The organism is Streptomyces mobaraensis, from assembly GCF_020099395.1.
Classification (GTDB): Bacteria; Actinomycetota; Actinomycetes; order Streptomycetales; family Streptomycetaceae; genus Streptomyces.
The window spans coordinates 6,664,805-6,677,277 of sequence record NZ_CP083590.1 but is presented as its reverse complement, the minus strand read 5'-3'; the positions used below and the strand labels follow the sequence as shown (position 1 = coordinate 6,677,277).

The 12,473-nt window shown below is 74.4% G+C and carries 12 protein-coding genes; 4 read left to right on the top strand and 8 right to left on the bottom strand.

The window, feature by feature from the left end; genetic code table 11:
• Nucleotides 1-155: 155 nt before the first annotated feature.
• Nucleotides 156-626 (bottom strand): nuclear transport factor 2 family protein, encoded by a 471-nt coding sequence (locus tag K7I03_RS29675; protein ID WP_185940805.1) that lies wholly within the window; start codon nucleotides 624-626, stop codon nucleotides 156-158.
• 178 nt (nucleotides 627-804) lie between these two features.
• Here K7I03_RS29675 and K7I03_RS29670 point away from each other — a divergent pair, with 178 nt between their 5' ends.
• Nucleotides 805-1,056 (top strand): DUF397 domain-containing protein, encoded by a 252-nt coding sequence (locus K7I03_RS29670; RefSeq protein WP_224347279.1) that lies wholly within the window; start codon nucleotides 805-807, stop codon nucleotides 1,054-1,056.
• A gap of 16 nt (nucleotides 1,057-1,072) precedes the next feature.
• On the opposite strand, the gene K7I03_RS29665 is transcribed toward K7I03_RS29670, so the two are convergent.
• Nucleotides 1,073-1,762 (bottom strand): NAD(P)H-dependent oxidoreductase, encoded by a 690-nt coding sequence (locus K7I03_RS29665; RefSeq protein WP_185940803.1) that lies wholly within the window; start codon nucleotides 1,760-1,762, stop codon nucleotides 1,073-1,075.
• Nucleotides 1,763-1,833: 71 nt separating this feature from the next.
• Nucleotides 1,834-2,133, bottom strand: a complete 300-nt coding sequence (locus K7I03_RS29660; protein ID WP_185941042.1) for an ArsR/SmtB family transcription factor — start codon at nucleotides 2,131-2,133, stop codon at nucleotides 1,834-1,836.
• 201 nt (nucleotides 2,134-2,334) lie between these two features.
• Here K7I03_RS29660 and K7I03_RS29655 point away from each other — a divergent pair, with 201 nt between their 5' ends.
• Complete coding sequence (locus tag K7I03_RS29655) at nucleotides 2,335-3,168, top strand: alpha/beta fold hydrolase (RefSeq protein WP_185941041.1); 834 nt, start codon at nucleotides 2,335-2,337, stop codon at nucleotides 3,166-3,168.
• Nucleotides 3,161-3,715 (top strand): TetR/AcrR family transcriptional regulator, encoded by a 555-nt coding sequence (locus K7I03_RS29650; RefSeq protein WP_185940802.1) that lies wholly within the window; start codon nucleotides 3,161-3,163, stop codon nucleotides 3,713-3,715. The genes K7I03_RS29655 and K7I03_RS29650 overlap by 8 nt, the downstream gene beginning before the upstream one ends.
• A 165-nt stretch (nucleotides 3,716-3,880) precedes the next feature.
• On the opposite strand, the gene meaB is transcribed toward K7I03_RS29650, so the two are convergent.
• Genes meaB through mutA form a run of 3 tightly spaced genes read right to left on the bottom strand, consistent with a single transcriptional unit; the run spans nucleotide 3,881 to nucleotide 8,974 of the window.
• Nucleotides 3,881-4,900, bottom strand: coding sequence for a methylmalonyl Co-A mutase-associated GTPase MeaB (gene meaB / locus K7I03_RS29645; protein WP_185940801.1), 1,020 nt, complete (start codon nucleotides 4,898-4,900; stop codon nucleotides 3,881-3,883).
• Nucleotides 4,901-4,916: 16 nt separating this feature from the next.
• The gene (scpA, locus tag K7I03_RS29640) at nucleotides 4,917-7,112 is read right to left on the bottom strand and encodes a methylmalonyl-CoA mutase (RefSeq protein ID WP_185940800.1); all 2,196 of its coding nucleotides are present in this window, start codon (nucleotides 7,110-7,112) and stop codon (nucleotides 4,917-4,919) included.
• Nucleotides 7,112-8,974, bottom strand: a complete 1,863-nt coding sequence (gene mutA / locus K7I03_RS29635; protein ID WP_185940799.1) for a methylmalonyl-CoA mutase small subunit — start codon at nucleotides 8,972-8,974, stop codon at nucleotides 7,112-7,114. The genes scpA and mutA overlap by 1 nt, the downstream gene beginning before the upstream one ends.
• A 143-nt stretch (nucleotides 8,975-9,117) precedes the next feature.
• Between mutA and K7I03_RS29630 the strand changes: the two genes are divergently transcribed.
• Complete coding sequence (locus K7I03_RS29630) at nucleotides 9,118-9,627, top strand: hypothetical protein (RefSeq protein WP_185940798.1); 510 nt, start codon at nucleotides 9,118-9,120, stop codon at nucleotides 9,625-9,627.
• Here K7I03_RS29630 and K7I03_RS29625 read toward each other — a convergent pair.
• Both K7I03_RS29625 and K7I03_RS29620 read right to left on the bottom strand, forming a co-directional pair.
• Complete coding sequence (locus tag K7I03_RS29625; RefSeq protein WP_185940797.1) at nucleotides 9,549-10,271, bottom strand: TetR-like C-terminal domain-containing protein; 723 nt, start codon at nucleotides 10,269-10,271, stop codon at nucleotides 9,549-9,551. The two genes, K7I03_RS29630 and K7I03_RS29625, sit on opposite strands and share 79 nt — an antisense overlap.
• Nucleotides 10,272-10,315: 44 nt before the next feature.
• Nucleotides 10,316-12,418, bottom strand: coding sequence for a SpoIIE family protein phosphatase (locus K7I03_RS29620; RefSeq protein WP_185940796.1), 2,103 nt, complete (start codon nucleotides 12,416-12,418; stop codon nucleotides 10,316-10,318).
• Nucleotides 12,419-12,473: the final 55 nt, after the last annotated feature.

The following is a 12,473-nucleotide window of genomic DNA, read 5'->3' as shown; positions in this document are numbered from 1 at the left end:
ATCACTGTGCACCCGGCCACGGAAGGACGTGATTCCGCCGTTTCCGCAGCTCTTCGGGGTTCGGCTGGAGATTCTGCGGTGTGACCGGGGCCTTGCCGCAAGGCCCCCTGTGCGCTATAAGTTGAGAGTGGCGAGGAGAGGTCTCCTCGCCTTCGTCATTCCGCGGCCTGCCTCAGGTGACGGCTCACATCGCCGGCCAGGTGGATACGGACCCGGCGCTCCGCGAAGCGCCACCGCCCGTCATGCCGCTCGAAGCGGTCGTGGTACCGGCCGGCGGCGATGGGCCGCAACGGCAGGCCGGGCGGCGCCTGCAGCACGGTGACATACGAGCGCGCGACCGCCGTGCCCGCCCGCTCGTCGACCTCGACGGCGATGTTGGTGACGGCGTGCTGGGTGCGCGGCGTTCCGTCGGCGTGGACGATCACCGTGTCCCGGAACATCCTCTCGATGGCTTCCCGGCCGCTGACCGGCTCACCGCTGCCGAGGAAGACCGCGTCGGCGAGGAGGTGGCCGAGCCCCGCGAAATCCCCGTCGTCGACGAGCTCGGCGTACCGTGCGATCAGGTTCTCGACGGCCCGGTGGCTCGGTACCGGATCGGCGGGCCCGAGGGTGGACGCGGTGGACATGGATCTCCTCCTCCGATGGACAGCGGGGCGTCCCGTAGCCTGCCACGCCCGGTGGAGGCGAACGCGCGGCGGGCGAACGGACGGCGGGGCGAACGGACGGGCTATCCAGCGGGCGCGTCCTCGGGGAGGCTGGCAACCGTGCACGCCGAGGCGCCGCCGTCAGCGAAGGAGAGTCACCGTGACCCGCACGCCCGCAGCCGCACGCGGCGCCGCCGCCTGGCGCCGGTCCAGTCACAGCGATCCCGGCCGGGGCGAGTGCGTCGAGGCGTCCGACCGTTTCGCCGACAGGGTGCTCATCCGGGACAGCAAGAACCCGGGCCGGGCGATCCTGATCTTCCCTCTCGCCTGCTGGCGCGCCTTCACCGCGGCCCTGTCCCGGCCCGAACACCTCCGGGACGACGGGGAGTTCCCGTGGACGGATGACAACTGACGCCCGCCACAGGGGCTCAAACCGCCGCCGGGCAGGCGTCCTTGAGCACCGGGAAGGTCTCCGCGAAGGTCTCCCGGACGGCTTCCAGCGCGGCGAGGCGGTCGGCGTCGGTCATATGGGCCGGCCCGTAGGTGACGACGGGCGGCAGCACCTCGTAGCCGACGAACTCCAGCATCCCGCGCCGGATGTGGTACAGGAAATCGTCCATCGCCCCGAACGAGCCACCCCGGGCGAAGGACTCCGCCGTGCCGCCGGTGGTCACGAGGACCATGGCGCGCTTGCCGCGCAGGGCGCCCCGGTCGAAGACGCCGTGGTCGCCGCCGAACACGGCCCCCATGGCGAAGACGCGGTCGATCCAGCCCTTGAGGATCGCGGGCACCGAGAACCACCACAGCGGGAACGACAGCACCAGCAGATCGGCGTCGAGCACCGCGTCCAGATGGGCCCGCACCTCGACGGGCAGGGTCCCCTCCCGGACAGCCTTCCGCTGCTCGGCCTGCGGCTTGAAGTGCCCCTCGACCGGCCCGAACTCATGCCGGTCGAGAACCGGAGCCCACCCGTCGGCGTAGAGGTCCACCACCCGCACGGAGTGGCCGGAGCGCCGCAACTCCTCGGCGGCGACCCGCATTTGGGACGTACTGAAGGAGCCGGGCTCGGGGTGGGCGTGCACGATGAGGGCGGACTTGCTCGGTGTCGTCGCATCCATAGAGCTGATCGTATCGCAATATCCCGATACGTCGATAGGTTTGATCGACCCTCAACCCACCTCTGACGCGCTCAGATCTGCTCACCGATCGCATCCGCCAACCGCCGCAACCGCCCCTCGTCCCGCCGGTAGTGCGTCCACTTGCCCACCCGAGTGGAACGCACCAGCCCCGCCCGCTCCAGGGCGGCCATGTAGGAGGAGACGGTCGACTGCGCCAGCCCGCTCTTGGCCTGGATATGGCTGACACACACGCCGACGACCTGCCGGTCCGCGATCGGCTCGTACTCCGCGAACTCCCGGTCGGGATCCCTCAGCCACCGCATGATCTGCAACCGCACAGGATTGGCCAGCGCCTTGAACGCCTCCACCATCTCCTCACCCCGCCCCGCCGCCTCATCACCCACGAACAGCCTCCCTTCCTTCGACTTTCCACCCATTCTCGGCACACCACGCTATCCCGGCGCCCGCCGGGCTCCGCCGCCTCCACCGCACCCGCGACCGACGGACCCTTGCGAACGAAAGCTAATGACATTAGCTTCATGGCTAACGATATAAGCGAGCACGGGGGAACCATGACCGACTACCTGACCCTCCACGGCAAACGGATCGCCTACGACGTCACCGGCGAAGGACCGCTCGTCGTGCTCGCGCACGGGATGGGCGACAGCCGTCACGCGTACCGCGCCATGGCCGACGGGCTGGTCGAGGCGGGGTATCGGGTCGCGCGGGTGGATCTGCGGGGGCACGGGGAGTCGGATGCCGGGTGGGGGGCCTGGTCGCGGACGGCGGTGGCGGGGGATCTGGTGGCGCTGGTGCGGCGGTTGGGGGGTCCCGCCGTCGTCGTGGGGCACTCGTTCGCCGGCGGGGCCGCCGTGATCGCCGCGGCCGGGGAGCCCGGGCTCGTCCGTGCCGTCGTGGGCATCGGGCCGTTCACCCGCGCCCAGCCGGTCGACGTCGGCGCGCTGGTCCGTGACGCCCGACACCGGAAGGGGCTCGCCCTGCTCCTGGGCGCCGCGGTGTTCCGCAGCGTCGGGCTGTGGAAGCGGTACCTCCGGCACGCCCATCCCACCGCCGTCGGACCCGCCCGGCTCGCCGCCCTGGAGGCGGAGTTGCGCAGGCCGGGGCGGATGGCCGCGGTGGCCCGGATGGGCATGTCCGCGCCCACCGACGCCGGGGCCCGGCTCGCCGACGTCCGGTGCCCGGTGCTGATCGTCCAGGGCGCCCTGGATCCGGACTGGCCCGACCCGCGGGCCGAGGGGGAGGGCATCGTGGCCGAACTCCCGCCCGGTCTCGGGCGGTTGGAGATGATCGAGGGCGCCGGGCACTATCCGCACGTCGAGTGCCCCGACCGCGTCACCGCCGCCGTGCTGGCCTTCCTCGGCCTCGGGGAGGGCGTCCGTGCCTAGGGCCGCCCTGTCCCCCGACGCCGTCGTCGACCTCGCCCTGGCGCTCGTCGACGAGGGCTCCCCCGCCGCCCTGACGCTGTCCGCCGTCGCGGGCCGAGCCGGTGTCGCCACCCCGTCGCTCTACAAGCACGTCCGCAACCTCGCCGAGCTGCGCGACCTGATGTCGGCGCGGATCCTGGACGACCTCACGGACGAGGTCGGCCGGGCCGTGCTCGGCCGCTCGGCGGATGACGCGATCCGGGCGCTGATGCTCGCCTGGCGGGACTGGGCGCTGCGCCACCCGCACCGGTACGCGGTGCTCGTACAGCGCCCCGAGCCCCGGACGGCCGAGGCCGGGGAGCGCCTGCTCGGCATCGTGTTCGCGGCGCTCCGCGCCTACGGCATGGCGGAGTCGGCGGCCGTGCACGCGACCCGCTGCCTGCGGGCCGCGCTCCACGGCTTCGCCGTACTGGAGGCGGAGGGCGCGTTCGGGCTCCCGGAGCGGCTGGAGGAGAGCTTCGACCTGCTGATCCATATGGTGATCAGCGGGTTGCGGACTCCTCGGTGAGGCCGGGGGGAGCCGCCCGGTCGACGGCCGCGGCCACCGCACGGCGCCGCGCCCGTCACCGTCCGCGCGGCAGCGCCCGCCAGGCGCCGATGCGGGGCGCCCACGTGGGCGGCGCCCCGGACCCGTCCGCGCGCTGAACCTCCACCCCGGCGCCCCCGCGGGCTCCTAGCCGGCGCCGGGCCCGTCTTCCGTCCCCCCGCGCTCCCCCCGGAACACTCCCAGGATCCGCTCCGCCGCAAGTGTCGCCGTCAACGTGCCGTCGCGCAGCCCCCGTTCGACGTCCGGCGTCACCGCGCGCACCCCCGGGTGCGCGTGCAGTTCGCCCAGCAGCTGGTCGCGGACCATGCCCCAGGCCCACTCCACCTGCTGCTCACTCCGCCGCCGGGCCAGCTCGCCCGTCGCCTCCAGCACACGCCGGTGCTGCTCCAGGCGGTCCCAGAGCACGTCCAGGCCGGTGTTCTCGCGGGCGCTGCAGGTGAGGACGGGCGGGTTCCAGGCGGCGTCGGGGGAGCGCAACAGCCGGAGCGCACCGGCGAGTTCCCGGGCGGCGGACTTCGCGTCGCGCTCGTGCGGGCCGTCGGCCTTGTTGACGGCGACGAGGTCGGCCAGTTCGAGGACGCCCTTCTTGATGCCCTGGAGCTGGTCGCCGGTGCGGGCGAGGGTGAGCATCAGGAAGGTGTCGACCATGCCGGCGACGGCCGTCTCGGACTGGCCGACGCCGACGGTCTCGACGAGCACCACGTCGTAGCCGGCCGCCTCCATCACCACGATGGTCTCGCGGGTCGCCTTGGCGACACCGCCGAGCGTGCCCGCCGTCGGCGACGGCCGGACGAACGCGGCCGGGTCGACGGCCAGCCGCTCCATGCGCGTCTTGTCGCCGAGGATGCTGCCGCCCGTGCGCGTCGACGACGGGTCGACGGCGAGCACGGCGACCCGGTGGCCCAGGCCCGTGAGCATGGTGCCCAGGGCGTCGATGAACGTCGACTTGCCGACCCCGGGCACGCCCGTGACGCCGATCCGCCGCGCCGCGCCCGCGTGCGGGAGCAGCTGCACCAGCATCCGCTGGGCGAGTTCCCGGTGGTCGGCCCGGGTGGACTCGACGAGGGTGACGGCGCGGGCGATCGCCGCCCGCTTCCCGTCGAGGACGCCCTTGACGACCGCGTCCAGGTCGATCGCGCGCGCCATCAGCCGGCCGCCCGGCTCACAGCGCGTGGCCGAGGGCCCCGGCGAGGGTCCCCAGCAGGTCGTAAGCGGCGTCGGGGATGACCGTGCCGGGCGGGAAGACGGCGGTCGCGCCCATCTCCAGCAGCGTCGGCACGTCCTGCGGGGGGATCACCCCGCCGACGACGATCATGATGTCCTCGCGCCCCTCCTCGGCCAGGCACTCCCGCAGCGCCGGCACCAGCGTGAGGTGCCCCGCGGCCAGCGACGAGACGCCGACGACGTGCACGTCCGCCTCCACCGCCTGCCGGGCGACCTCCGCCGGGGTCTGGAACAGCGGGCCGACGTCCACGTCGAAGCCCAGGTCGGCGAAGGCGGTCGCGATCACCTTCTGGCCGCGGTCGTGCCCGTCCTGGCCCATCTTGGCGACCAGGATGCGGGGCCGGCGGCCCTCCTCCCGCTCGAACGCCTCGACGAGCGCGCGGGTGCGCTCCACGCCGGACGACGGTCCGGCCTCCTGCCTGTACACACCGGAGATGGTACGGATGCGGCCGGCGTGGCGTCCGTACACCTTCTCCAGGGCGTCGGAGATCTCGCCGACGGTGGCCTTGGCGCGGGCGGCGTCCACGGCGAGTTCCAGCAGGTTGCCGTCGCCGCCGGCGGCGCGGGTGAGCGCGTCCAGGGCGTCCTGGCAGGCGCGTTCGTCCCGCTCCTCGCGCAGCCGCCGCAGCTTCTCGATCTGCTGGGCGCGGACGGAGGAGTTGTCGACCTTGAGCACCTCGATCTGCTCGTCGCTGTCCACGCGGTACTTGTTGACGCCGATGACCGGCTGCCGGCCGGAGTCGATGCGGGCCTGGGTGCGGGCCGCCGCCTCCTCGACGCGCAGCTTGGGGATGCCGGCGTCGATGGCCTGGGCCATGCCGCCCGCCGCCTCGACCTCCTGGATGTGCTGCCAGGCCCGGCGCGCGAGGTCGTGCGTCAGCCGCTCGACGTACGCGCTGCCGCCCCACGGGTCGATCACCCGGCAGGTACCGGACTCCTGTTGCAGCAGGAGCTGGGTGTTGCGGGCGATGCGCGCGGAGAAGTCCGTCGGGAGAGCGAGGGCCTCGTCCAGGGCGTTGGTGTGCAGCGACTGGGTGTGCCCCTGGGTGGCGGCCATCGCCTCGACGCAGGTGCGCGTGACGTTGTTGAAGACGTCCTGCGCGGTCAGCGACCAGCCCGAGGTCTGCGAATGGGTGCGCAGGGACAGCGACTTGGGGCTCTTGGGGTCGAACTGCCGCACCAGCTTCGCCCAGAGCAGCCGCGCCGCCCGCATCTTGGCGATCTCCATGAAGAAGTTCATGCCGATCGCCCAGAAGAACGAGAGCCGGGGCGCGAACGCGTCGACGTCCAGCCCGGCGCCCATCCCGGCCCGCAGGTACTCGACGCCGTCGGCGAGGGTGTAGGCGAGCTCCAGGTCGGCCGTCGCGCCCGCTTCCTGGATGTGGTAGCCGGAGATGGAGATGGAGTTGTACCGCGGCATCCGCTGCGAGGTGTACGCGAAGATGTCGGAGATGATCCGCATCGACGGCTTCGGCGGATAGATGTAGGTGTTGCGGACCATGAACTCCTTGAGGATGTCGTTCTGGATGGTCCCGGCCAGCTTCTCGGGCGGTACGCCCTGCTCCTCCGCGGCGACGATGTAGAGCGCGAGGACGGGCAGCACGGCGCCGTTCATCGTCATCGACACGCTCATCCTGTCGAGCGGGATGCCGTCGAACAGCTGCCGCATGTCGTAGATCGAGTCGATGGCGACGCCCGCCATGCCGACGTCGCCGGTGACGCGCGGGTGGTCGCTGTCATAGCCGCGGTGGGTGGGCAGGTCGAAGGCGACCGACAGCCCCTTCTGGCCGGCCGCGAGGTTGCGGCGGTAGAAGGCGTTGGACTCCTCGGCGGTGGAGAAGCCGGCGTACTGCCGGATCGTCCACGGCTGGTTGACGTACATCGTCGGGTACGGGCCGCGCAGGTAGGGCGCGATGCCGGGGTACGTCCCGAGGAAGTCCAGGCCCTGGAGGTCGTCGGCGGTGTAGAGGGGCTTGACGCCGATGCCCTCCGGGGTCTCCCAGAGCAGGTCGTCGGCACTGCGGCCGGTGCTCTCCTTCAGGGCCGCCCGCCACTGCCCGGCGTCGGCGGGGGCCTGCGCCCCCGGCCCGTCCTCCGGTGCGAGGTCGATGCGGGAGAAGTCGGGGATGCTCATCACGCCACTCCGAGGTGGTCGAGGACGGAGGAGAGGAGGGCGACCGCGTCGCCGCCGGCGGAGACGTAGGCGTCGACGCCCGCGCGCCGCCAGTCGTCGCGCCGGTCGCCCGGGCGGCCGGCGAGGAACACCCGGGTCGCGCCGGCCGACTTGAGGGCGCGGGCGACGTCCTCGGCCTGCTCGGCGTAGAGCGCGTCGGAGGAGCAGAGGCAGGCGACGGCCGCGCCGCTGCGGCGGAACGCGTCGGCGGCGGTGTCCGCGTCGACGGTGACGGGGTCGTGGACGGGCTCGATACCGCCCGCCTGGAAGAGGTTGGCCGCGAAGCCGGCCCGCGCGGTGTGCGCGGCGGCCGGGCCGAGGGCGGCGAGGAAGACGCGCGGGCGGGCGCCGGTCGCGGCGGCGTGGGCGTCGGAGCGGGCCCGCAGCACCTCGAACGCCTCATCGCGGCGGACGCGCGGGAGGCCGCCGGCGGGCCGGGCGGGCGCGGGCCGGCGCTCGACGGGCCGCTCGTCCAGGTGCGGGAACTCGCTGACGCCGGTGACCGGTTCGCGCCGGGTGGCGAGGCGGCGGGAGCGGTCCGCCCAGGTCGCGGCGAGGCGCTCGCCGATCATCCCCGAGCGCAGGGCGCCCTCCTGGCCGCCCGCCCGCTCGATCTCCTGGAACCAGGCCCAGGCCGCGTGCGCGAGCTCGTCCGTCAGCCGCTCCACGTACCAGGAGCCGCCCGCCGGGTCCACGACCCGGGCCAGGTGCGACTCCTCCAGCAGGATCGACGAGGTGTTGCGGGCGATCCGGCGGGCGAACGCGTCGGGCAGGCCGAGGGCGCTGTCGAACGGCAGGACGGTGACGGCGTCCGCGCCGCCGACGCCCGCGCCGAGGCAGGCGACGGTGGTGCGCAGCATGTTCACCCACGGGTCGCGACGGGTCATCATCACCGGTGAGGTGACGGCGTGCTGGCGCTGCGCGCGGGCGGCGGGGGACGCGCCGCAGACCTCGGCGACGCGGGCCCAGAGCCGGCGGGCGGCGCGCAGGGCGGCGACGGTGAGGAACTGGTCGGCGGTGGCGGAGAGGCGGAACTCCAGCTGACCGCACGCCGCGTCGACGTCCAGGCCGGCGGCGGTGAGGGTGCGGAGGTAGGCGACGCCGGTGGCCAGGGCGCAGCCGAGTTCCTGCGCGGTGGAGGCGCCGGCCTCGTGGTACGGCAGGGCGTCGACGACGAGGGCGCGCAGGCCGGGGAACTCCCGGGCGCAGCGCACCGCGAGGGCGGTGCCGGGGCCTTCGCCACCGGTACGGGCGAGGGTGCCCAGCGGGTCGAGGCCGAGGTTGCCGGGGACCGTGCCGGGCCGGACGCCCCGCTCCTCGTACAGCCGCAGCAGCGCCCGCCCCGCGGCCTCCGCGTCGGCTCCGGCGTCCAGGACGACGGGCGCGAGGTCGAGGTAGACGCCGTCCAGGGCGGCGGCGAGGCCGACGACGGGGATGCCGGCGGGGCCGACGGTGAGCCAGAGGGAGGTGACGCCGTTCTCCAGGTCGGCCAGGACGGCCTCATTGGCCAGGCGGGGGTCGGGCTCGGCGTGGAGCTGGCGTACGTCCCAGCCGGAGACCGCCGTTCCCTCGGGGCGCCCGCCGCGGACGAACGGCGGGAAGCCGGGGAGGCCGGGGTCCGGGGCCGGGTCGTCGGCCGTGTAGAGCGGACGGGTGCTCAGCCCGTCCTGGAGGGCGGTGGCCAGCGCGTCCTCCGCCGCCGAACCCTCGGCTTCCGTCCCCGCCTTGCGCAGTACGCCCTCGACGAGGCGCTGCCACTGCTCGCGGGTCGCGTCCGGGAATTCGGCGGCCAGGGAGAAGCCTTCTTCGGGCAGGACCGTCATGGGGGGAAGGCTAGGGGGTAGGGCGCGCTGTGCAGCAGGGGACAAGGCTGTGACCTTGGCCTCTTCGCGGGCGTGGGCGAGGCCCGCGGGTGTGCCGGTCGTACGCGGGCGCGCACCGGCACCGGCCGGGCCGGGAGCGGCCCGTGGGACGGTCGGGGCCGGTGCGGTCCCTGGAACTCGACGGGCGGCGGCCGGGGGCCGTGGCCGAGGACCGCGTCGGCGTGGCCGCGGACCTGGACCCGGCGTTCCGGGCGGCCCGCCTCACCGGGCACCCGAACGGTGTCGTCGGCCTCGTCGACGTCACGCTCCGCGCGGAGGGCCGGGCCCTGGTGTTCGGCCTCGACGGGGCCTCGCTGACCCTGGTGCCCGGTTCCACCCTCGGCACACTGCTGCCCGGCGAACGGGCGCCGGTGCCGCCGGCGCTCGTCGCGTACACGGTCGCCGTCGACGACCCGGGCGTGCCACGGGAGTTGCCGGCGGGCAACGGGCTCCCGGGGCGGCGTCCGGCCTCCGGCGACCTCTTCGTACCGGCCGCCGCCGCGCTCGGCGCCGCCGTCGTCTTCCGGCGGGCGGATCAGCCCCCGGTGGGCCGGCCGTCCTCGCCCGCGGGGACGGTCAGTCCGACGCCCTCCGCCACCACCGCGACCGCGTAGTCGAAGAACGCCGCCTCGTCCCGGACGCTGTCGTGGGTGCGGCTGAAGACCTGGAAGGACAGCAGGCCGATCAGGCCGCTCCAGAGGACGATCCCGCGCTCGATGAGGTCCGCGAACGGCTCGCCGGGGGTCTCGCCGAACACCGCCACCGCCTCCGGCCGGATGAGGGGCGGCCCGGGCACGGCCCGCCGCGGCGGGGTCAGTTCCCCGGCCTCCAGCGCGGCCCGCAGGACACCGGCCAGCACGGCGGGGGTGCGCGCGGCGGGCGGGACGGTCTCCGGCGGGGCGTGGTAGCCGGGCACGGGCGATCCGTAGAGCAGGGCGAACTCGGCGGGGTGGGCGAGGGACCAGGCCCGCGCCGCCCGGGCGACGGCCAGCAGCCGCGCGCCGGCCGGCGCCCCGGCCTCGCGGGCCCGCCCGTCCGCTTCCTCCAGCGCGGCGGCGGAGGCGTCGTAGGCGTCGATCAGCAGGGCGGTCAGCAGCGCGTCCCGGTGCGGGAAGACGCCCGTGACCTCGGCGGTGGGCAGGCCGCCGGCCCGCGCCACGGCGTCGGGCGTGAGCGCGGCCGGCCCTGTGGTGGCGAGAAGTTGACGGGCCGTCACTATGACGGCCGGCTGAGGGGTGGCTCCCCCGGAAGTGTCCATGGCGGCACGCTACCCGCCGTCCGGCGGGCACGGTCCCGGCGGCCCTACGGACTCCGCCGCTCCGGCGTCCCGGAGCCCTCCCCGGACGCCGGCCCCAGGTCGAACTCGCACCACACCGACTTGCCGCTCCCCCGCGACTCCACGCCCCACACGTCCGCGAGCCGGTCCACGAGCAGCAGGCCGCGTCCGGAGACGCCCGACTCGCCCGGTTCGCGGCGGCGGGGCAGGGCGCTGGAGCGGTCCTCGACCTCGACGCGCAGCCGGCGGCCGGCGCCGGGGAGCATGCGGATGGTGACCACGGCCGCGCCGTCCGTGTGCAGCAGGGCGTTGGTGGCCAGTTCGTCGGCGGCGAGCTCGATGTCGTCGGCCCGGTCCCGTACGCCCCAGGCCCGGACCGCGGTGCGGATCATGTGCCGGGCGGCGGACAGCGCCTCGGGGTCGGCGGGGGCGATGTGCTGCTGGAGGCGTCCGCCCGGGCGGGCGACGGTGCCCTGGCGGCGCAGCAGGAGGATGGCCATGTCGTCCTCGCCGACGCGCTCCTCGACGACGTCGCACAGCCGGTCGGCGAGGTCGTGCAGGTCGTCGGGGCCCTCCTGGACGAGTCCGGCGAGCAGCCGGATGCCCTCGTCGAGGTCGGAACCGGGCTGTTCGACCAGGCCGTCGGTGAACATCATCAGCGTCTCGCCGGGTTCGATCTCCACCGTGGTCACGGGGTAGTCGAGCCGCCCGAACTCGGCGGACAGGCCCAGGGGGAGGCCGCCGGCGACGGGCAGCCGGCGGGAGGTGCCGTCGGCGTGCCGCAGCAGCGGGTCTATGTGCCCGGCGCGGACGAGCTGGACGGACCCGGTGGCCAGGTCGGCCTCGGCGTAGGAGCAGGTGGCGAAGCGGTCGGTGTCCAGTTCGTGGAGGAAGGCGGAGGCGCGGGCCATGACCGTGCCCGGGGAGTGCCCCTCGGCCGCGTAGGCGCGCAGGACGATGCGGAGCTGGCCCATGACGGCGGAGGCGTGGGTGTCGTGGCCCTGGACGTCGCCGATGACGGCGGCGACCCGGCCGCCGGGCAGCGGGACCACGTCGTACCAGTCGCCGCCGATGTCGCGGCCCATCCGGGCCGAGCGGTAGCGGACGGCGATCTGGGCGCCGGGCACCTCGGGGATCCGGCGCGGCAGCATGGCCTGCTGGAGGCCCTCGGCCAGGTCGTGCTCCTGGTCGAAGAGCATGGCGCGGGCGATGCTCTGGGCGAGGCTGCTGCTGAGGGCGATGAAGAGGTCGCGCTCCTGCCGGGTGAAGCCGCGGGCCTCGCGGTAGAGGAGGCCGAGCGCGCCGATGGGCCGGGCCTGGGCGATCAGCGGCAGGTAGGCGGCCGAGGAGATGCCGATGCCCTTGATCCGTTCCCACAGCCAGGGGTAGCAGCGGGCCCACTCCTCGCGGGACTCGATGAAGCGCGGGGTCATGGTGCGGATGACCTCGCTCATCGGGAAGTCGTCGTCGATCCGGGTGTAGCGGGTGCCGGGGATGAAGTGCTCGGACGGGCCCTCGGCGACGAGGTGGACGCGCCCGGACTCGACCAGCCCGAGGACGAGGAGGTCGGAGCCGAGGTGTTCGACGGCGCGGGCGTCCTTGAAGAAGTCGATGACGTCCTGGACGGTCCTGGCGTGGGCGAGGGCCGCGGTGGTGGTCTCGACGACGGTGGTCGTGTGGCGGCGGTCGCCGTTCTGCTCCCCCGGCCGGTCCGGCAGCCGCAGCTCCTCGTTCGCCTCGCGGAGGATGCCGAGGATCCGGCGGGGCCGGCCGGCGGCGTCCCGCTCGATGCGGCCCTGGGTGTAGGCCCAGCGGAGGCCGTCGGGGCAGCGCACCCGGTGGTAGGCGCCGTAGCTCTCGCTGCCGTCCTTCAGCGCTCGCGACACCAGGGCGTCCAGCCGGGCGCCGTCGGCGCGCGGCACCCGGGCGGCGAGGTCGGTGACGCTGCCGTGGAACTCGCCGGGCGGCACGCCGAGGATGTCGAGGGCGATGGGGTCGAGGTGGAGCCGTCCGCTGAGGAGGTCCCAGTCGAAGGTGCCGACGTGGTTGAGGGCGAGGCAGCGCTCCGGACGGGCGGGCCAGTCGTCCGGCAGCGCTCCGGAGGCAGGCGTGGCTCCCCGATCAACCATGGATTCACTCTGCCACCTTTTGTCCGTTTCTTCGATGTGACTGCGCGGTCGACGG

Bases quoted from the DNA above. Each gene is read 5' to 3' on its own strand.
- scpA (WP_185940800.1), bottom strand. From the start codon at position 7,112: ATGAGCATCCCCGACTTCTCCCGCATCGACCTCGCACCGGAGGACGGG.
- meaB (WP_185940801.1), bottom strand. From the start codon at position 4,900: ATGGCGCGCGCGATCGACCTGGACGCGGTCGTCAAGGGCGTCCTCGAC.
- K7I03_RS29620 (WP_185940796.1), bottom strand. From the start codon at position 12,418: ATGGTTGATCGGGGAGCCACGCCTGCCTCCGGAGCGCTGCCGGACGAC.
- K7I03_RS29655 (WP_185941041.1), top strand. From the start codon at position 2,335: ATGACCGACTACCTGACCCTCCACGGCAAACGGATCGCCTACGACGTC.
- K7I03_RS29625 (WP_185940797.1), bottom strand. From the start codon at position 10,271: ATGGACACTTCCGGGGGAGCCACCCCTCAGCCGGCCGTCATAGTGACG.
- K7I03_RS29660 (WP_185941042.1), bottom strand. From the start codon at position 2,133: ATGGTGGAGGCGTTCAAGGCGCTGGCCAATCCTGTGCGGTTGCAGATC.
- mutA (WP_185940799.1), bottom strand. From the start codon at position 8,974: ATGACGGTCCTGCCCGAAGAAGGCTTCTCCCTGGCCGCCGAATTCCCG.
- K7I03_RS29665 (WP_185940803.1), bottom strand. From the start codon at position 1,762: ATGGATGCGACGACACCGAGCAAGTCCGCCCTCATCGTGCACGCCCAC.
- K7I03_RS29675 (WP_185940805.1), bottom strand. From the start codon at position 626: ATGTCCACCGCGTCCACCCTCGGGCCCGCCGATCCGGTACCGAGCCAC.